The 19818-nt window shown below is 74.9% G+C and carries 14 protein-coding genes; 5 read left to right on the top strand and 9 right to left on the bottom strand.

The genetic code is table 11. From position 1 onward, the window contains the following. Nucleotides 1–26 precede the first annotated feature (26 nt). From ACIQIB_RS24070 to ACIQIB_RS24085, 4 genes are all read right to left on the bottom strand, one after another. A complete protein-coding gene (locus tag ACIQIB_RS24070) occupies nt 27–899 on the bottom strand; it encodes a biotin-dependent carboxyltransferase family protein (RefSeq protein ID WP_400658843.1) in 873 nt (290 codons plus the stop codon). After that, nucleotides 883–1596, bottom strand: a complete 714-nt coding sequence (locus ACIQIB_RS24075; RefSeq protein WP_400658841.1) for an allophanate hydrolase subunit 1 — start codon at nt 1594–1596, stop codon at nt 883–885. Before ACIQIB_RS24075 ends, ACIQIB_RS24070 begins: the two co-directional genes overlap by 17 nt. After that, the gene (locus ACIQIB_RS24080) at nt 1593–2369 is read right to left on the bottom strand and encodes a 5-oxoprolinase subunit PxpA (RefSeq protein ID WP_363610625.1); all 777 of its coding nucleotides are present in this window, start codon (nt 2367–2369) and stop codon (nt 1593–1595) included. Before ACIQIB_RS24080 ends, ACIQIB_RS24075 begins: the two co-directional genes overlap by 4 nt. 211 nt (nt 2370–2580) lie before the next feature. Beyond that, nucleotides 2581–3114 (bottom strand): hypothetical protein, encoded by a 534-nt coding sequence (locus ACIQIB_RS24085; protein WP_363610627.1) that lies wholly within the window; start codon nt 3112–3114, stop codon nt 2581–2583. A 210-nt stretch (nt 3115–3324) separates the two neighbouring features. On the opposite strand from ACIQIB_RS24085, the gene ACIQIB_RS24090 reads away from it, so the two are divergent. From ACIQIB_RS24090 to ACIQIB_RS24100, 3 genes are all read left to right on the top strand, one after another. Beyond that, nucleotides 3325–4860: a hypothetical protein gene (locus ACIQIB_RS24090; RefSeq protein ID WP_400760519.1), complete on the top strand. Its 1536-nt coding sequence runs from the start codon at nt 3325–3327 to the stop codon at nt 4858–4860. Nucleotides 4861–4966: 106 nt separating this feature from the next. Beyond that, on the top strand, nt 4967–5842 hold the full coding sequence (locus ACIQIB_RS24095; RefSeq protein WP_363610629.1) for a hypothetical protein: 876 nt from the start codon (nt 4967–4969) through the stop codon (nt 5840–5842). Between the two features lie 131 nt (nt 5843–5973). Then, nucleotides 5974–10551, top strand: coding sequence for a hypothetical protein (locus tag ACIQIB_RS24100; protein WP_400760497.1), 4578 nt, complete (start codon nt 5974–5976; stop codon nt 10549–10551). An 82-nt stretch (nt 10552–10633) separates the two neighbouring features. Here ACIQIB_RS24100 and ACIQIB_RS24105 read toward each other — a convergent pair whose 3' ends face one another. Both ACIQIB_RS24105 and ACIQIB_RS24110 read right to left on the bottom strand, forming a co-directional pair. Beyond that, nucleotides 10634–11134: a hypothetical protein gene (locus ACIQIB_RS24105; protein ID WP_400760499.1), complete on the bottom strand. Its 501-nt coding sequence runs from the start codon at nt 11132–11134 to the stop codon at nt 10634–10636. A gap of 160 nt (nt 11135–11294) precedes the next feature. Next, nucleotides 11295–11990: an FCD domain-containing protein gene (locus ACIQIB_RS24110; protein WP_363610635.1), complete on the bottom strand. Its 696-nt coding sequence runs from the start codon at nt 11988–11990 to the stop codon at nt 11295–11297. Between the two features lie 235 nt (nt 11991–12225). On the opposite strand from ACIQIB_RS24110, the gene ACIQIB_RS24115 reads away from it, so the two are divergent. Both ACIQIB_RS24115 and ACIQIB_RS24120 read left to right on the top strand, forming a co-directional pair. Further along, a complete protein-coding gene (locus ACIQIB_RS24115; protein WP_400760501.1) occupies nt 12226–12792 on the top strand; it encodes a gluconokinase in 567 nt (188 codons plus the stop codon). After that, complete coding sequence (locus ACIQIB_RS24120; RefSeq protein ID WP_400658832.1) at nt 12789–14183, top strand: GntP family permease; 1395 nt, start codon at nt 12789–12791, stop codon at nt 14181–14183. Before ACIQIB_RS24115 ends, ACIQIB_RS24120 begins: the two co-directional genes overlap by 4 nt. Nucleotides 14184–14263: 80 nt before the next feature. Here the strand turns inward: ACIQIB_RS24120 and ACIQIB_RS24125 are convergent, their stop codons facing one another. The 3 genes from ACIQIB_RS24125 to ACIQIB_RS24135 all read right to left on the bottom strand — a co-directional run bounded on the left by ACIQIB_RS24125 (nt 14264) and on the right by ACIQIB_RS24135 (nt 19531). Then, nucleotides 14264–14884 (bottom strand): helix-turn-helix domain-containing protein, encoded by a 621-nt coding sequence (locus ACIQIB_RS24125; RefSeq protein WP_363610639.1) that lies wholly within the window; start codon nt 14882–14884, stop codon nt 14264–14266. A 190-nt stretch (nt 14885–15074) separates the two neighbouring features. Further along, complete coding sequence (locus tag ACIQIB_RS24130; RefSeq protein WP_363610641.1) at nt 15075–15527, bottom strand: hypothetical protein; 453 nt, start codon at nt 15525–15527, stop codon at nt 15075–15077. Continuing rightward, on the bottom strand, nt 15527–19531 hold the full coding sequence (locus ACIQIB_RS24135; protein WP_400760505.1) for a DNRLRE domain-containing protein: 4005 nt from the start codon (nt 19529–19531) through the stop codon (nt 15527–15529). Before ACIQIB_RS24135 ends, ACIQIB_RS24130 begins: the two co-directional genes overlap by 1 nt. Between the last annotated feature and the right edge of the window lie 287 nt (nt 19532–19818).

Genomic DNA, 19818 nt, shown 5'->3' on the forward strand with positions numbered 1-19818 from the left:
CCGACCGCGCCGCCTCCGGCGCTCCGTCAGCGCCCCCGCAGCGGCACGAACCGGACCGGGGTGCCAGGGCGGGCCTGGGCGGCGAAGGCGAGGTCGGCGGGCGGGACGACGCCGATGACGGGGTAGCCGCCGGTCGTCGGGTGGTCGGCGAGGAAGACGACCGGCAGGCCGTCCGGCGGGATCTGGACCGCGCCCAGCACCATCCCCTCGCTGGGCAGCTCGCCGCCGCGGGCGCGGGCCACGGCGGGGCCCTCGGTGCGCAGCGCGATCCGGTTGCCGGCCTGCGCCACCCGGTAGTGCTCGCGGGCCAGTCGGGCCACCGACCACGGGTCGAACCAGTCCGTGTGCGGCCCGAGCCGGAGCCGCAGGACCAGTTCGACCGGGGGCGCGGGCAGTGGCACCAGATCGGGCGCGGGCCGGTACGACGGGGGCGGGCCGACGGGCAGCCGGTCGCCGACGGACAGCGGGGCGGGGCCGAGACCGGAGAGCAGGTCGGCGGACCGGCTGCCGAGGACCGGCGGCACGGCGATCCCGCCCGCCACCGCCAGATAGCCGCGCACCCCGTGGGTGGCGGCGCCGATGTCGATCAGCGCTCCGGCGGGTACCGCGACCGGCGCGCCCCAGGCGGCGGCCCGGCCGTCCACCCGGACCGGGGCGGGGGCTCCGGTCGTGGCGAACACCACCGGTCCGAGCGCGCGCAGCGCGACCCCGCCGAGTGTGCTCTCCAGCGCGGCGGTGCCCGGGTCGTTCCCGACGAGCCGGTTGGCGGCGCGCAGCGCGGGTTCGTCCAGTGCCCCGGCCCGGGGCACGCCGAGGTGGGCGACGCCGCGCCGGCCCAGGTCCTGAACGGTGGTCAGCGGCCCGGGCCGGACCACCAGCAGCTCACTCAGCGCCGCCACCCCGCACCGCCGGGGACGCCTGAGCCGGGGCCGCCCGCCCGCCGCCGTCGCGCACCGCCGTGAACCGCACCCGCGTACCCGGCGCCAGCAGTGCCGCCGGCTCGCGCCCGGTGTCCCAGAGCGGCAGCGCCGTGCGGCCGAGGAGCTGCCAGCCGCCGGGGGAGGAGCGCGGGTAGACGCCGGTGTACGGGCCGGCCAGCGCGACCGAGCCGACCGGGACGGCGCTGCGCGGGGTGGCCCGGCGCGGCACCCCGTACCGCTGCGACAGGCCGGTGAGATAGCCGAAACCGGGGGCGAAGCCGCAGAACGCGACGACGTACTCGGGCTCGGTGTGGATCCGGACGGCGGCCTCGGCGGAGACCCCCCACAGTGCCGCGACCTCGCCGAGGTCGGCGCCGTCGTACACGGTCGGGACCTCCAGCAGCGGGCCGGGCGTGCTGCTCGCCGCCGTCGGGCGCACCCCGCGCAGCAGCGCGGTCAGCGCGGGGAGGTCGGCGACGCCGTCCAGCAGGACGGTCCGCGCGGCCGGGACGATCTCCTCGACCCCGGGCAGCGCGCCCGCCGCCCGGCGCTCCCGCAGCCAGCCGTACAGGGCGCTCACCTCGGCCGTCCCGGCCACCTCGACCAGCAGCGCCCGGTCGCCGACGGGTCGTATCCGCCCGAACGGCTCGGGCCCGCCGGCCACCTGGACGGTCATGTGAACGCCTCCACCCGCACCCCGGCCGAGGCGAGCGCGCCGCGCACCCGCCAGGCGAGCTGGGCGGCGCCGGGGGTGTCCCCGTGCACGCAGAGCGAGCGGGCCTCGACGGCGATCGGCTCGCCGCCGACCGCCTCCACCACGCCGTCCCGGGCGATACCGACGGCGCGGGTGATCACCGCCTCGGGGTCGTGCACCACGGCGTCCGGGTCGCTGCGCGGCACCAGGGTGCCGGCCCAGGTGTACGCGCGGTCGGCGAACGCCTCCGTGACCACCGGCAGCCCGACCCCCTCGGCGACCGCCAGCAGCCGGGAGCCCGGCAGGCCGAGGACGGGCAGCGGGCCGTCGCAGACCGCGCCGGCCCGCAGCACGCCCGCGACCACCGCCTCGGCCTGGTCGGAGTCGGCCACCACCCGGTTGTAGAGGGCGCCGTGCGGTTTGACGTAGGAGACCCGGGAGCCGGCCGCCCGGGCGAAGACCTGGAGGGCGCCGATCTGGTAGGCGATCTCGTCGGCCAGTTCCTCGGGCGGGACGTCCATCGCGCGCCGGCCGAAGCCGGCCAGGTCGCGGTAGGAGACCTGGGCACCGATCCGTACGCCGCGCTCGGCGGCGAGCGCGCAGACCCGCCGCATCGTCGACGGATCCCCGGCGTGGAAGCCGCAGGCGACATTGGCGCTGGTCACCACGGAGAGCAGTGCCTCGTCGTCGGTCAGCGTCCACCGCCCGAACCCCTCACCGAGGTCCGCATTGAGATCGATCACCGCATCGGCCACGCCCGTCCGCCTTCCAGCAGCTGTTGAGCCAGATGGTAGGGCCTGTGTGTGAAGGCCGTTGCCCGATACCCGACCCCTCCCGGGCCCACCGGCGCGCACCGCTGCCGTGCGCGCTCCCCCGGTCGGCTCAGCCGATCGTCCGCCCGTTCGGGCCGCCGCCGTGGTCTGCCCGCTCGTCCGGCCGCTCGTCCTGCCGTTCGGGCGGGCCCGCTCAGCCGGTGACGGGAGTCGCCCCCGCCCGCCGCTCCAGCGGGCGCAGCGCGCGCAACACGATCAACAGCGGCACCACACCGACGATTCCGAACGACATATCGATAAATCGCCAGTACAGCGGGATGTCCCGGAGCGGTCCGCAGATCAGGGCGAGCGGAATGACCCCGGCGCACGCCAGGACGGCCCAGCGGATCACCCAGACGTTGCGCACCGGATCCTTGATCGGGCCCCAGAACGCGGCCGCGATCACCAGGTGGGCGAAGGCCAGCCAGTCGGTGCCGTACGCCAGGAAGGGGTAGCGGGCGTTGGTCTCGGCGACGCCGTCGCGGACCCGCTCGGCCCACTCCAGCAGCGTGGGGAACCGTTCGGTCACCGGGGCGCCGGGGCCGGCCGCGAAGTCGGCCAGCCACCTGGTCTCGGACTCCAGCGGGAAGGCCGTGAGGCCGCTCAGCACCAGGCAGACGACGAAGAACCAGAGCCACTGCCGCACCCTGCGCAACGCGGCGCGTTCGCTCTCGGACGTGCTGTTCATGCCGGAAACCCCCAGGTCGAGGAGGCGGTCCGGGCTTCTCCCGGCCACCTGGAAGTGACTCTAGACCTCGGAATTGAACATGTTCAACTCGCCTTCCGTGTCCGAGCGGGAGCTCCTTCGCCCGCGCCGCCGGCGGGACCCGCACCCACCCGTAAGGCCCGTTTCGGTCGTTGTCGGTGCGAACCTCTAATCTTGTCCACCGTGACCGCCATCGCTGACCCGCCCATCGAGCACGGCCCCCGGCCGCCCGCCGGCCCCGCCGCTGCCGCCGTGCGGCCTGCGCCCGGCCCCGCCGCCGACGAGGGCCTCGCCCGCAGGCTCAAGGCGCTGGCCTGCACCGCCCCGCTGCACGACCTCGACAGCCGCAAGGTCAACCTGGCCGGCGAGTACGGCGGCTACGCGATGGCCGAGGTCGGTCTCGCCGCGATCGACCTCGTCACCCTGCACATGGACTTCGACACCGGGGCCGACCGCGAGATAGTGCTCGCCCGGATGCTGCCCAGGGTCGCCGCCCAGGCCGCCGCCCGGCCCGCCGCCGAGCACGAGCGGGTCGCCCGCTGGGTGCTGGAGTCGCTGATCAACGTCGGCAGCGTCGACCGCGGCTTCCGCGCGGTCTACGGCACCTTCGGCCCGGACGGCGAGTACGTCCGCCGCGACTACGACTTCAAGCTGATCGAGGAGGTGCCGGGCCCCGACGGCGGTATCTACCTGCGCACCACCGACGAGGCGGTCAACGTCCTGGTCGGTGCGCTGGACACCGATGTCACCTCGGCCCAGATCGCCGCCGAGGTCAAGCTGGAGGTGCTGATCCGGCGCGGCCGCCTGGCCGACGCCCAGCTCGCCGCCGAGCAGGCCCGGTACCGCACCGTCCAGTACGCCGAGACGCTGCGCCGCGCCCTCGACGCGACCCGGCGCAATGTGCGCGCCGTGGACTGGATGCACGCCATCCCCGACCTCATCGACGAGGCGCTCGACCACATCGCCGACCGCTACCGGCACGAGAACGCGATTCTCACCAACATCCGCAAGGCCCGCGACGAGGCGGAGGACCAGGAGCACAAGCGTCGCGCCGCCGAGCTGGTCGACATCGTCAAGGACTGCATCCGCCGCCACACCCAGCTGCAGACCCGCCTGCTGGAGGCCGGCCCGCTGTTCCGCGCCGAGCAGGACCGCCAGGCCTTCGCCACCCCCGGCGCGCGCAGCGGCATCGACCTGTACGGGCAACTGCTCGCCCCGGTGCTGCGGCTGCCGATAGAGCAGGCCGTCCGGCCCACCGGTGCCTTCTTCGCCCGCGGCATCGGCCTGCGCACCCCCGTCGCGGTGCGGGTCGCCGACCTGGTGGACCTGCTGCTCACCCCGCCGGTCGAGCGCGAGCACCTCGGCGCCGAGCTGCCCGACCCGGACCTCGTCGCGACGCCGGACGACAGCCGCTTCTCCGAGGCCCAGCTGGAGGCCGCGCTGGAACTGCTCGACCTGCCCGCCGACGCGCCCCGCCGGCTCTCCGGCCTGCTCGCCGACGCCCGCCGGCAGGACCCTGAACTCCCGTACCTGGTCGCCCTGCTGGCCGTGCACGCGGCCAGCCCGCCGGTCGGCACCGCCTACCGCCAGGGCGAGGAGCGGCTGCTGTTCGCCGTCGACGACGGCACCCCGCTGCGCGACCCGGAGTTCGGCGGCGCCGACCTCATCGTCGGCAGCGCCCTGCTCGACGCGGCCGGAATGGCGGCCGACCGCAAGGACGCCAGTTGACGAGCAGCCAGTTGACGAGCGGTCGGTTGACGAACGACCGGCCGACGAAGCCGATGGCCCGCCACCACCGCACCACGATCCATGACAGCCCCGAGGAGCACCGCCCGTGACGACCCACCACGACACGTCCTGGGCGACCGAGACCGAGCCCGCCGCGCCCGCCGCGATCACCCCGGGCGATGTCGCCGACGCCGCCCGGCTGGTCTCCTTCGGGCTCCAGGCCAAGCTGCTCCCGGCCCGTGACGCCGAGTACGCCGAACTCGTCCGCCGCCACCGCGAGGACCCGGCCTTCGCCCGCCTCGCCGACGCCGTCGCCACCGGCATGGGCCTGGTGGTGCTGGAGGTCTCGCCGCGCGCCGGCATGGCCGTCGCCGCCGCCGAGGACTCCGTCTTCGCCGTCCGGATGGGCGACTACTCGCGCCGCGCGGCCTCCGAGTCCACCGACCGCTTCCTCCACGGCCTGGCCCACCTCGCCGTCGCCGCGATGGCCTTCCCCCGGCCGGAGGACCTCGCCGACGACGGCTACCTCGGCCGGATCACCGTCAACGGCGTGGACTCCTTCGTCCGTCAGGCCTGCCGCCGGCTGGAGGAGCAGGCCGACGCCACGGGCGCCAACACCGACCCGCAGAGCGACGCCCCCGGCCTGGAGGCCGCCTGGCGGGTCTGGGCCCGGCGCACCGCCACCGGGGCCACCAAGGACGCCCGTCGGCTCTCCGGCTCCACCATCGGCATCGTCGCCAAGGCCGTGATGTTCCTGGTGGAGTCCGGCTTCCTGCAGAAGACCTCGGACGACTCCGGCGGCACCTACCGCACCACCGCCCGCTACCAGCTCCAGGTCCGTGACCTGGCCGGCAGCGCCGCCATGGCCGAACTGCTCGACCTCGGTATCGTCGCGGTCTCCGACGGCACCGCCAGCCTGCTGCCGCCGGACACCGGCGACGAACTGGTCGCCGACGCCGGGCTGCCGTTCCACTCGCTCTAGCCGCACCCGCCCCCACCGGGACGGCCCGACCCGGCTCACCCGCACCGCCCGCACCCCCCAACCCGAGCAGCACCACCCGAGCAGCACCCACCCGAACCGAACCGCCCGCCCGCACTGGAGAACCGCCGCACATGTACGAGCTCAACCGGGTCCGCCTCTACTCGATCGGACCGGCCGGCGCCCGCTACGCCGACACGGTGCTCGACCTGCGCGGCGTCGGCGAGCCCGTCGCAGACCCGGCCCCCCAGCAGATCGGCTTGTTCGGCGAGGAGGCCGAGGGCCCGGTCCGCCGCCCCGCGCCCGCCGGCGTGCTCTTCCTGGAGAACGGCGGCGGCAAGTCCGTCCTGCTCAAGCTGATCTTCTCGGTGATGCTCCCCGGCCACCGGAACACCCTCGGCGGCGCCAGCTCCGGCGTGCTGCGCAAGTTCCTGCTCGCCGACGACTGCGGCCACGTCGCCCTGGAGTGGCAGCACACCGTCACCGGCGAGCCGATCGTGGTCGGCAAGGTCAGCGAGTGGCGCGGCCGCCAGGTCTCCTCCGACCCGCGCAAGTTCGCCGAGACCTGGTACTCCTTCCGCCCCGGCCCCGGCCTCACCCTGGACTCGCTGCCCGTCGCCGAGCGGATCAGCCTGGCCGGCGACCAGAAGGCCCGCGGCCGCCGCCGCACCATGAAGGGCTTCCGCGACGCCCTCACCGAGGCCGGAAAGGCCCACCCCCACCTCGACCTGGTCTTCGAGGACGGCCACGACCGCTGGACGGAACACCTCGGCGACCTCGGCCTCGACCCCGAACTCTTCCGCTACCAGCGCGAGATGAACGCCGACGAGGGCGAGGCCGCCGGCCTCTTCGCGGTCAAGCACGACAGCGACTTCACCGACCTGCTGCTGCGCGCCGTCACCGACACCCGCGACACCGACGGCCTGGCCGACCTCGTCCACGGTTTCGCCGCCAAGCTCGGCCGCCGCGCCGAACTCACGGCCGAACGCGACTTCACCGCCGGCTCCCTCGACCTGCTGGAACGCATCGCCGAGGCCACCACCGCCCGCGAGAGCGTCCGCGAGGCCCACCGCACCGCCGAGCGGCGCACCCGCCGTCTCGCCCACGCGCTCACCTCCCGCGCCGCCGCCGAGCGCGACCGCGCCCAGGACCTCGCCATCGAGGTGGCCGCCGCCGCGAGCGCCGTCACCGCCGCCGAGGCCGACCGCACCCGGCACACCCTGATCACCGCCGAGCTCACCCACCGGCACGCCACCCTGGGCCTGTCCGCCGCCACCGCCGAGGCCGCCGCGCTGCGCCGCGAACTCACCGACGCCCGCACCCTGCACTCCGCCTGGCAGGCCGCCGAGACCGTGCTGCGCCAGCGCGCCGCCGCCGACCGGGTGGCCCGGGTCGCCGCCGCCATCCGCGAGGCCGAGCTGGACGCCGCCCCGGCGCTCGCCGCCCGCGCCCGCGCCGCCACCGCCCTCGCCCGCGCCCTGGAGAGCGCCGCCGCGGCGGCCGAAGCCCGGGCCGACACCGAGGAGCAGCGCGCCGGCGAACTGCAGGCCGACGGCTCCAAGGCGCAGTCCGACGCGACCGAGGCGGCCACCGCCGCCCAGAAGGCCCGCAGCGAGGCCGACCACCTGCGCCAGCGGCTGGCCGAGGTCGAGCAGGAGACCGCGGCCGCCGTCGAGGCCGGCTGGATCGACCCCGACACCGCCGAGCCCGACCCGGCCCGCGCCGCCCTGTACGCCGCCGACGTCGAGAAGAGCGCCAGCGCCGCGCTCGCCCAGGCCCGTACCGCCGCCGAGGCCGCCGCCGCCCGGCTGCGTGAGGCCGCCGCCGCCACCGGCCGCGCCGAGCTCGGCGCCGCCCGCGCCAACGACGCCCGCAAGGCCGCCGCCCAGACCCTCGCCGTCGAGCAGCGCACCGCCGCCCTGCTCGCCACCGAGCCGCGCCTCGCCGACCTGCTCTCCCTGACCCCGTACCAGGAGGGTGCCGAGGAGGAGGCCGGCTTCCTCACCCCCGCCGTCCTGGACCGCTCCGCGGAGGCGCTGCGCGAGCTGCTCGACGAGGCCATCGCCACCGCCGAACGCACCCTGTTCGACCTGCGCACCGCGGCCGCCGACGACTCCCGCATCCTCGCCGCCCTCGGCGACGGCGGCCTGCTGCCGCCCGGCCCGGACGTCCTCGCCACCGTCGAGTACCTCGGCGAGCACGGCATCCCCGCGCTGCCCGGCTGGCGCTACCTCGCCCAGTCCGTCGACCCGGCCGACCACGAGGCCATCCTCGCCGCCCGCCCCGAGCTCGTCGACGGCGTCGTGGTGACCGACCCGAACTCGCTGGACCGGGCCCGCGAGACCCTGCGCTCCGCCGCCCTGCTGCCCCGCTCCACCGTCGCCGTCGGCGCCGCCGCCGCCCTGATCGCCCCGATCACCGACGAGCCGGCCTTCTTCCTCGTCCCGCCGAACCCGGCCATGCACGACGAGAGCGCCGCCGACGACGAGCGCCGCGAACTGCGCACCCGCGCCACCGCCCGCGAGGAGCACATCCGCGAACTCGCCGCCCGGCTCGGCGGCGACCGCGCCCTCGCGGCCCGCCTGGCCTCCTGGCACGCCAGCTGCCCGCCCGGCACCCTCGCCGAACTCGCCGCCGCCGCCGAGGCCGCCCGCGAGCGCGCCGAGCAGGCCGCCGCCGCCCTGGCCACGCTGCGCGCCGACCACGACGAGGCCGAGACCGACCACGCCGCCGCCGCCTCCGCCCACGAGGAACACCGCGAGGCCGCCCAGCGCGCCCGCCGCCGCGCCGACGCCCTCTCCGGCCTCGCCTTCCGCCTGCGCGAACGCGCCGGCTGGACCCGCGGCCTGCGCGAGCTCGCCGAGGACGCCACCGAGTGCGACCGCCGCCAGGCCCAGTGCGCCGAGCGCGCCCGCACCTGCGACGAGGACCGCCGCGCCGCCCAGCGCGCCGCCGACGACGCCCGCCGCACCGCCCGCACCCTGCGTGCCGAGCGCGCCGAGATCCCCGCCGCCGAGCAGGCCGACGAGCCCGCCGGCACCGCCCCCGCCGCACTGCCCGCCCTGCGCGAGGCCTACCGCGCGGCCTCCCAGCTCTACGAGAAGGTCGGTGTCGGCGCCGACCTGCGCGCCGAACAGGCCCGCGCAGAGGGCGACGAGGCCGCCGCCGCGACCGAACTCGACCGCCTCACCAACAAGGTGCGCACCCGCGCCGAGGAACTGCTCAACAGCCCCGACGGCGCCGACGGCCCGGCCCGGCAGGCCGCCGCCGCCCGCGCCGAGGAGCTGGTCGCCACCATCGAGGCCCGCGCCGCCACCGCGAGCGAACAGCTCGGCCGGCTGCGCGGCGAGGCCGAACGCTCCGCCCCCGCCGACGGCGAGGCCCACACCGAGCTGCCCGAGGACCTCGTCCCCACCGACCCCGAGCACGCCCAGGTCCTGCTGCGCACCGCCACCAGCCGCCTGGCCGAGCGCCGCGAGAGCGTCGACACCGCCCGCACCGCCCACGCCGACCTGCAACGCACCTTCGACGCCGCCCAGGCCGCCGCCGCCGACTTCGACGAGCACGCCGGGCAACTGCGCGACGGCCTGCGCGAGCACCAGGACGACGCCGACCAGCCGGTCGAGCCCTACCTCGGCGCGCTCCCCGACGCCCGCACCGCCGCCGCCGAGGCCCGCCGCGCCCTGCGCACCGCCGCCGGCGAGCTCTCCTCCGCCGAACTCGCCGTCCGCGACGCCTCCGACGCGCTCGTCCGGCACGCCAACGCGGCCCGCTACGAGGCCGTCCGCACCCCGGCCCGCCAGCAGATCCGCGAACTGCCGGCCTCCGCGCTGCCCGACCACGCCGCCGCCTGGGCCGCCGCCTTCGCCCCCCGGCTGCGCGTACTCACCGACGAACTCGCCCAGCTGGAGCGCAACCGCGGCTCGATCGTGGACCGTCTGCGCGGCCTGGTCGAGTCCTCGCTCACCACCCTGCGCGCCGCCCAGCGGCTCTCCCGGCTCCCCGAGGGCCTGGGGGAGTGGTCCGGCCAGGAGTTCCTGCGCATCCGCTTCGAGGACCCGGACCACGCCACCCTGGTCGAGCGCCTCGGCGAGGTGATCGACGAGGCGACCCGTGCCGCCGTCAAGAAGAACAGCGACCTGCGCCGTGACGGCATGTCACTGCTGCTGCGCGGTGTCGCGGCCGCGATCGGCCCGCGCGGCGTCGGCGTCGAGATCCTCAAGCCCGACGCCGTGCTGCGCGCCGAGCGGGTGAGCGTCGGCCAGATGTCCGACGTCTTCTCCGGCGGCCAGCTGCTCACCGCCGCCATCGCGCTCTACTGCACGATGGCCGCGCTGCGGGCCAACGACCGCGGCCAGTCCCAGCTCCGGCACGCCGGCACGCTCTTCCTGGACAACCCGATCGGCCGCGCCAACGCCACCTACCTGCTGGAGCTCCAGCGGGCCGTGGCCGACGCGCTCGGCGTCCAGCTGATCTACACCACCGGCCTGTTCGACACCACCGCGCTCGCCGAGTTCCCGCTCGTCATCCGGCTGCGCAACGACGCCGACCTGCGGGCCGGTCTGAAGTACATCTCGGTGGAGGAGCACCTGCGCCCCGGCCTGCCCGCCCCGCAGGATCCGGACGGCCCGGCCGTCCACGGCGAGATCACCGCCACCCGGATGTTCAAGCGCCCCGCGGAGGTACCGGCCTCGGCCTCACCGCCATGCTGACGATCGCTCATCTCAGTGACATCCACCTCGGCCAGGACCACGGGGGAGACGGCGGCGCCCGCGCCCGGCCCGCGTCGTACGGCTACGCGGTGGGCAACCGGGGCTGAGGCCCGCTCGGCCCGCCCGCGTATCCCTGGCCGGGGTACGCCTGCCCGGGGTAGCCCTGCCCCGGGTGCGGCCGAGGGGGAAGGGCCTGTCCCGGGAACGCCCCGGTGCCGGCCGGTGACCCGGACTGCGGCCCGGGCTGCGGCCAGCTCTGGGGCGGCAGCGGGGCCTGCCGCGGCACCGGGCGGGGGAGCGGCCGGGCCGCGGTCCGGCTGCCCGCCATCGGGGACGCCGAGTCGGGCCCGCGCATCCGCTGCGCCGCGATCTGGCGCGAGATCAGGATCTCCAGCAGGCACCACATCGTGCCGAACACCCCGAGCCCCATCGCCATCATCGCCGGCGTCATCAGCCAGCTGTCCGCGTACGAGGCCAGCGTCGCGACCACCAGGCCCACCAGGGTGAAGGACAGGCAGAGCACCGCGCGGACGACGGCGGCACGTACCTCGTCGGGCAGGCGGCGACGGCGAGCGACTGACATCGGGCGACCCCCCGGGCGCGGTCACGTGGCAGGGAGGGCACGCAGAACGCGCCCCTGGGAAACACTCTGCCCCATGCGGCCCGGACTATGCGTCCGAATCCGGCGAACTGCCGCCAAACCGTGTGATCCGTCCCAGATGACCGCAAGACGTGGCAGACCGTCAGCCCAGCTGCTGGTTCAGCTCCTCCAGCGCACCGGCCACGATCGTCCGCATCGCCTGCTCGGCGCGTTCGGCGTCCCGCGCGCAGATCGCCTCCGCGACCTCGCGGTGCAGCCGGATCGCGTAGGGCTCCGGCTGGTGGGGCATCAGATGGTACTCGGTCCGGCCGGTCAGCACCGCCCCTACGGTGTCGCCGAGGTGGGCGAACATCTCGTTGCCGGAGGCCCGCAGGACGGTGGCGTGGAAGGCGATGTCGTGCCGGAGGAAGGCCTCCAGGTCGGCGGCCCGCGCCGTCATCGTCAACTCGACGGCCAGCGCGCTGAGTTGACGGCAGTCGTCGTCGCCGGCGTGCCGGGCCGCGAGCGCGGCCGCGGCCGGTTCCACGGCCACCCGCAGGGATCCGAGCGAGCGCAGCTGCGCGGGCCGGTCGGCGCCGGCCAGCCGCCAGCGGATCACCAGCGGATCGAAGACGTCCCAGTCCGACCTGGGCTGCACCGTGATGCCGACCCGGCGGCGGGACGCGACCATGCGCATCCCCTCCAGGATCCGCACCGCCTCGCGGACCACCGTCCGGGACACCCCGTACCGCTCCTCCAGCTCCTCGCCGCGCAGTACCGCCCCTTCGGGGATCTCACCGGACGCGATGGCCGGTCCGAGGTCGGCGAGCAGTCGGCCGGGCAGCCCCTGGATCTCCATCCGCCCAGCTTAAGGCGTGTCTCATGATTCGCGGCGGGCGGGCGGATCGTCAGACAGGCCCAGCCTCCCCGCCCGGCTGCCGCGCCGGGCCGTCCCGCCGGGCCGTCCTGCCCGGGGTCCCGCCTTCTCCGGCCGCCCGACCTTCCGCAAAAGTATGACGATTTGGTTTCTGCCACTTGAATACGTCATATCTTTGGAGCGATAGTGGCGGCCAGGCAACGAAGGAGCACCACCCATGGCTCTCAGCGTCGAGAACCACGACACCCCCGGACACACCCTCCCCACCCCCCTCACGGTCGTGGTGATGGGCGTCTCCGGCGTCGGCAAGACCACCCTGGCCCGCCTCCTGGCCGACCGCCTCGGCCTCCCCTACGCCGAGGCGGACGACTTCCACCCGCCCGCCAACATCGCCAAGATGTCGGCCGGCATCCCGCTGGACGACGAGGACCGCGCGCCCTGGCTGCGCGCCCTCGGCACCTGGCTGGGGGAGCGTGCCGACGCCGGCACGGGCGGCGTGGTCACCTGCTCGGCGCTGAAACACCGCTACCGCGACACCCTGCGCGCGGCCTGCCCGGGCGCCTTCTTCCTGCACCTCAGCGGTGGCCACGAGCTGGTCGAGGACCGGCTTGCCCACCGCACCGGCCACTTCATGCCGCCGTCGCTGCTCGACTCGCAGTACGCCGCCCTGGAACCCCTCCGGGCGGACGAGCACGGCGCCGTCCTGGATGTCGGTCCGTCCCCCGAAGAACTCGTCGAGATGGCCGCGGCGCTGCTGCGGCCCGTCAATGGAGACCTCGCGTGAGCCCGTCCCCCACCCTGCTCGCGGCCGCGCCGCCGGCCCTGCCGCACACCGGCAGTGACACCCAGCTGCTGATCGCGGTGCTGCTCAGCATCGGCGCCATCGTGCTGCTGATCACCAAGCTGAAACTGCACCCGTTCCTGGCCCTCACCCTCGGTTCGGGCCTGCTGGCCGCCGTCGCGGGAGCCCCCTTCGACAAGCTGCTCAGCAGCTTCTCGACCGGCTTCGGCTCGACCGTGGCGGGTGTCGGTCTGCTGATCGGCCTCGGTGCGATGCTCGGCAAACTGCTCGCCGACTCCGGCGGGGCGAACATTATCGCGGACACCGTGCTGTCCCGCTCGGGCCCCCGGGCGCTGCCCTGGGCGATGGCGCTGATCGCGGCCGTCCTCGGGCTGCCGCTGTTCTTCGAGGTCGGGGTCGTCCTGCTGATCCCGATCGTGCTGCTGGTCGCCCGCCGCGGCAACGTGCCGCTGATGCGGATCGGCATCCCCGCCCTGGCCGGTCTCTCGGTGCTGCACGGCCTGGTGCCGCCGCACCCGGGCCCGCTGGTCGCGGTCGACGCGCTCAAGGCGGACCTCGGGGTGACCCTCGCGCTCGGTCTGCTGATCGCGGTGCCGACCCTGATCATCGCCGGCCCGCTCTTCGCCCGGCTCGCCGAGCGCTGGGTCGGACCGCTGGCGGTCCCGGAGGCCACCGCCCCGGAGGAGACCGAGAAGCCGGAGCACGCCCCGTCCTTCGGCGCGGTGCTGGCGACCATCCTGCTGCCGGTCGTGCTGATGCTCGGCAAGGCGCTGGCCGACGTGGTCGTCGACGACCCGAAGGCGATGCCGCAGCGGGTGTTCGACTTCATCGGCTCGCCGCTGATCGCCCTGCTCGCCGCGACCCTGCTCGGCATGCTGACGCTCGGCCGTGCGGCCGGCTTCTCCAAGGCCCGGATCTCCGACACCGTCGGCAGGTCGCTCGGCCCGATCGCGGGCATCGTCTTCATCGTCGGCGCGGGCGGCGGCTTCAAGCAGACCCTGATCGACGTCGGTGTCGGCAACGCGGTCAGCGAGTGGTCGGGCAAGTGGCACATCTCGGCGCTGCTGCTCGGCTGGCTGATCGCCGTGCTGATCCGGCTGGCCACCGGCTCCGCGACGGTCGCCACCATCACCGCCGCCGGTATCGTCGCCCCGCTCGCCGCCGACATGTCGTCCACCCACGCGGCCCTGCTGGTGCTGGCCATCGGCGCGGGCTCGCTCTTCCTCTCCCATGTCAACGACGCCGGCTTCTGGCTGGTGAAGGAGTACTTCGGGATGAGCGTCGGTCAGACGCTCAAGTCCTGGTCGGTGATGGAGAGCGTCATCTCGGTCGTCGCCATCGCCCTGATCATGCCGCTGAGCCTGATCATCTGACCGCGTCCCACTTCCGCCGCAGGGCGGCACCCGTTCACCACGGGTGCCGCCCTGCGGCGTTCCCGGGCCCGCCGCCGTACTCAGCCCAGCAGGCCGGTGAGCACCGCGGTGGCCGCGTCCAGCAACTGCTTCGCCGCCGCGCCGCCGGCCGCCGTCCGGGCCAGCACCCCCTCCCGGGCGGCCAGCACCACCTCGGCGGCCTGTCCGGCGGCCGCGCCCGGCGGCACCAGCCCCGGCATCGCCCGCTCCAGCAGCCCGGCCAGTGCCGCCGTCACCGCGCGGTCGTGCCGGGCGACCCGGTCGGCCAGCCCGGGGGTGCGGGCGGCGAGCAGGCGGAACTCCAGGAAGAGCAGGATCCACCCGGTCTCTTCGGGCTCGACCCGCAGCAGCGCCTCGACCAGCCGCCGGGCCCGCTCCTGCGGGGCCAGCTCCTCGCAGGCCGCCGCCAGCCGTTCCAGTTCGGCCATCCGCCCGGCCGCCTGCTCGTCGAAGAGCGCCAGCAGCAGGTCCTCCTTGGCGGCGAAGTTCGAGTAGAAGGCGCCCCGGGTGTAGCCGGCGGCGGCGCAGATGTCCTCGATGCTCGTCCGCGCGTAGCCGCCGGTGAGGAAGAGCCCGGCAGCCGCGGCCAGGATCCGGGCCCGGGTGTGGACGCGGCGGCGCGGCGGGCGGGGGGCGGCGGGTTCGGCCTGGGGTGGGTTCACGGCCACACGATATATGGCGTATTCAATACATGGCGTACTGAAACAGGCCGCGAGAGGACACCGTCATGAGCCGACTGCTGATCACCGACGCCCATCCGGTCAGGTGGCCCGGTCAGGTGGTCAGGTGGCCCGGGCAGGAAAGCCGAACGGGCGGGCGCTCCCGGAGGAACGCCCGCCCGTCACCCGGCGGTCACTTCAGCAGGACGCGCCAGCCGTCGGCGCCTCCGTCGCCGTCCAGCCGGAGCAGCAGCTCCTTCGACTGGCCGGTGTCGTGAAAGGTGAGCACCACGGTCTGCCGGTTCGCCGGGTCGTCCTGGAAGTCGGCGGTGACCGACCCCTGGGCGCCCCGCTGGTAGTCCCGCACCCAGGCGTCCGCGGCGGTCCGGCGCGCGTCGCCCGGGCCGTCCGAGGCGGCCAGCTTCTCCAGCCGGTCCCCGGAGCCGTCGGCGAGCCGCCAGACGACCTGCTGGACGAGGCCCAGGGTGGCGGTGGCCGGATAGCCCGTCACCCGCAGGTGCGGGTGGTTGGCGTAGTCGCCCGCGTACTCCAGTTCGGCGTCCGAGGGCCCGCTGGAGCACCCCGCCAGCAGGGCGGCCGAGAGCAGGGCCGCCGCTGCCGCCGCGATCGGCCGCCCGGGCGTCATCAGCTGGTCCCGAGGGGCCGGACGACGGTGATCCACTCGATCGGGTCGCCCTTCTGCCGGTAGTAGGACAGGACCTCGTTCAGCGTGGTGACATTCGACCGGCCGTGCTGGCGCAGCTCCATCCTGGAACCCCAACTGACTACCACGGCCGCATGGTTGACGACCGATTCGCTCCGCCACTTGAAGAAGACGATGTCACCGGGCCGGGCCTGGCTCGTGCTCGTGAGGTACACCGTGTTGCGGTAGTAGAGCAGGTGCCGACGCAGGTTGGCGGCACCGGCCCAGGTGTAGCTCCGGTTCTTGTGCCAGCCGAAGAGCCAGTAGTCGTTCTGCCACCAGGCGCTGTCGAAGGTCTTGAACCCGTACCGGACCCGCATCCCGCCACCGTAGTACAGGGCCTTGGAGACGAAGTTGGTGCAGTCCTGCCCGAAGTCCCAGCTGATGCCGACGTTCCGGCGGGCCCAGTCGGCGGTGCCGTTGTAGTTGTACCCGGCCTGGACGGCGCCGGCCGGCTGGGCCGAGGCGACCGGGAAGCCGTCGGCGCCGAGCGGCACCGAGCCCTGGCTGCCGACGGTGTCGCTCGGCGAGCCGTCGGCCACCTCGACCTGGGCCTGCGCCGAGGCCGAGGAGGAGAGCTTCTGCTCGGCGGCGCTGTCGTCGGCCTCCGAGGTGAGCACCGCGGTGGAGCCGACGGTGAACTCGAACCGCTTCGGGCCGGCGCTCTCGGTCGGCGAGTCCACGCCGTCGGTCCGGATCATCACCGAGTCCTTGACGGTGGCCCGCACCACGACCTTGCCGGCCGTCTTCTGGTCGACCACGACGTCGGTCAGCGAGACCGCCGCCGCGGAGTAGACCTGGTTCTGGGTCGCCAGGGCCTCGCGGTTGGCGACCAGCGAGGCCTCCTGGGTGGCCAGCAGGTCGACGAAGGCGGTGCCGTGCGCGGCCTCCGCCGCGGCGTCGGGCGCGGTGAACCCGGGCTTCATCTTGATCTTGTTGCGGGCGTCCAGGTACTCCTGCACATAGCCGCGGTACTGGTCCGGGCCGCCGGCCGTCGGGGTGCCCTGGACCAGGGCGGAGACGACCGGGGCGGCGCTGCCGTAACTGTTCCGGGCGGTGACCGCGGCCCGGTACGAGCGGGCGTTGTCCAGGCCGGTGACCACGGCGCGGGTGTCGGCGCCGGCCAGCTCCCGGACGAGGGTGCCGTCGGCGGTCTCGACCCGGACGGTGTAGGAGACGTCGCCGACCGAGCCGCGGTCGGACGGCGCGTTCCAGGTGACGAGCAGTCCGGCGTCCCCGCCGGTCCCGGTGACCAGCTCGGCCGGGCCCGGCGCGGTCGGCGCCAGGTAGTCGAGGGTCAGCCGGGGCCGCTGGGCCGGGTTCGCCGCGGTGGCGGAGTAGTACCGGGCGGCGCCGGTCCAGTCGGCCGGCGGGCGCAGGGCCAGCCCGTAGGCCTCGCCCTTCTCGATCCAGGAGCCGACCATCGCGGCCAGGTCGATCTCGGAGAGCCTGGCGGCGGAGGCGAAGCTCTCCGTTCCGGTGGCACCGGTCAGCGCGGCGCCGCCCTGGTCCGGGGTCCAGGCCGAGCCGAGCTGGAAGACGTCCACGGCGGCCTCGTCACAGCCGGGCGTACCGGCCGCGCAGTCCGAGCGGGTCAGCGCCAGCTTGGCACCGACCACCCGGGAGCCCGCCGGAACGGCGGTCAGGTCCGGCTTGAGCCAGCCGGTCCAACTGCTGCCGTCGACCGTGCCGACCCGCAGTTCGGCCGGGTCGGCGGCCGGGCAGGCACCGGTGTCGCAGCCGCCGCCGGCGGTGGCCGTCGAGGCGTCGGCCAGCGTGGGTCCGGTGAGCACCACGGTGGTCGGCGTCGGCGGGGCGGGCGGGGCCTGCACCCGGACGGTCAGCGGCTGGTCGGCGGTCCAGGCGGAGCAGCCGACGGCGGCGCAGCCGCGCGCGGCCCAGGTGTAGCTGCCGCCGTCGACGAGCGCACCGGAGGGCACCTGGACGGAGGCCCGGCTGCCGCTCTCCGCCCAGGCGGGGGGAAGCGCGGTCGGCAGCGGCTGCCCGTTCTGGCCCTTGAGCGCGAACTCGGTGCGTACGCGCCCCTGGTTGGGGTTGGTCACCAGGGCGGAGAGGACCGGGGTGAGGGTCTGCTGGGCGCCGGTCTGCAGTGCGCTCGGCACGTCCGGCAGCGGGCTGACGCTGAAGGTGGCCCAGGCGGACCAGCCCAGGTTGTAGTGCAGCCCGTCGTACGGCGAGGTGCGGAACCGGTAGGTGTGGCCGTACTGGAGCAGGCCGGCCGGGACGGTGACGGAGGCGGGGGTGCCGCTGGCCACGTAGCCGGAGACGTTGACGTTGCCGACCTGGGCGCCGGAGATGGCGTCGACCAGCTGGAAGGTGCCGGTCACCTTGTCCCCGTCGGGGTCGACGAAGGTGTCGCGGAGCACCGGGGTGGTGGTGTCCACCCGCCAGGTGCCGGTGCCGTCCTGGAGGAACGGCGGGCCGGCCTGCTGGTTGGTGCCGGTGCGCGGCCGGTAGTTGTACGTGACCGTCAGCTTCGGCACGTTGGTGGCCGCGTTGGCGGAGTTCACCTCCTTCCAGAACTTGGTGTTGGTCTCGTCGGGGGCGCGCAGTCCCATGCCCGAGGTGGTGTTCTTGGCCGAGGCCCAGGTCTGCACCATGGTGGTGACGTCGGCGTTGATCCAGCCGTCGCCGCCGCAGGCGTCCCGGCCCTTGGTCTCGGTGGACGTCGCCCGCTTGGTGCCCCAGGCCGGCTGGGCGGTCCAGCGCGAGGCGGTGGAGGCCAGGCCGGTGTCGTAGACGTCCCAGGCGTAGTTCAGGCAGTCGCTGTTGCCGGAGTGGAAGTTGTACAGCGACAGGGTGGCGCTGGAGACCAGCGCGTCGGCGATCGAGGCGGTGTTCCAGTTGATGAAGGAACGGGCCTCGCGGGAGCTGCCGTCGGCGTTCTTGGTTCCCGAGTTGCCCCAGTAGATCTCGGTGTCGGCCGACCAGTCGACCGTCTCGCCCTTCTGCACCCGCGTGTCGAAGGCGTTGCCGAGACCGGCGGTGGCCGGGTCGACGGTCACCGGGTAGACGGTGGCCGGGTCGGCCAGGAACGCGGCGTCGGGGGTGAAGACCAGATCGACGTCGTCGCCGTGCTGGACGACCTTGAGGTCGACCTTCGCCTGCCGCGGGTGCTCGCCGGAGCCGGGCGCCGTGGTGGCGTCCCAGGCGACCGGGGCGGGCAGCACGGCGCGCCTGTGGCCGTTCCTCCGGTCGGTGAACAGCACGCTGCCGTCGGGCTGGGGGACGGCCTTCAGGCCCTTGGCCTGGAGCGGCATGGTGTACGAGTAGCCGGGGGCGGCCGGGCGCTGCCTGAGCGTCACGAACTGCTCGAAGCCGGTCCGGGTGGCCTCGACGACCAGGTCGCCGGCGCCGTCGCCGATGGCGTCCCGGTAGGTGGCACGCGGGCCGTCCAGCTCGGGTTCGGGCAGGCCGCCCTTCCACTGGAGGGCCAGCTCGTCGTCGCCGGATCCGAGCGAGACCAGGGTGCGGGCCGCCTCCGCGCCGGCCTGCGACTCCTGGAGCGAACGGGGGCGCTTGCCGCCGGCGCCGGCCAGCTTCATGCCGTTGGGGTGCGCGGCGGGGGCCACCGAGCCGTCGGCGGCGGCCTTGAGGGTGAGGTCCACATCGGCCCAGGCACCGTCGCGCAGGAAGCGCACCGGGCCGGCCGAGAGTTCGGTGGTGAGGGTGCCGTCCGGGTTGACCCAGGTGGTGGAGATCTCGCTGCGCTCGGAGGCCGCCTCGACCCGCTTGCCGGTGGTCCGGGCGGCGGCCCTGGCGGCGGCGATGCTGCCGGTGGGGTCGGTGGCGGCCACCGTCGGGGGCTTGCCGGGGGAGGGCTTGGGCTGTGGCTTGGCCGCGAACGCGACCTGGGCCCCGCCTGCCAGCGACAGTGCCAGCGCGAGGGCCAGCGGACCGCTCAGGGTCCGTCTTGAGACGTGCATCGATGCTCCTTGACCCACTGTTGATCAACAGTGCTGGCGGGAGCATAGGGAAGATCATCTGACGAGATGATCATGACAAGTATGGACATAGGCCCCCAAGGCCTGAGGATTTCCTTGAGAAGTTGATGTGATCGTGACGCGCTGTATACGCACGGACGCGGAAGGGGGGGGGCCCCCCCGCCCGGGGGGGGGGGCGGGGGGGGGGGGGCGCGGGGGCGGGGGGGGGGGGGGGGGGGGCCGGGCCCTGGGGGGCCCCGGCCCGCGCGGGGGGGGGGGGGGCCCCCCCC

Source organism: Kitasatospora sp. NPDC092286 (assembly GCF_044755565.1).
Lineage (GTDB): Bacteria > Actinomycetota > Actinomycetes > Streptomycetales > Streptomycetaceae > Kitasatospora.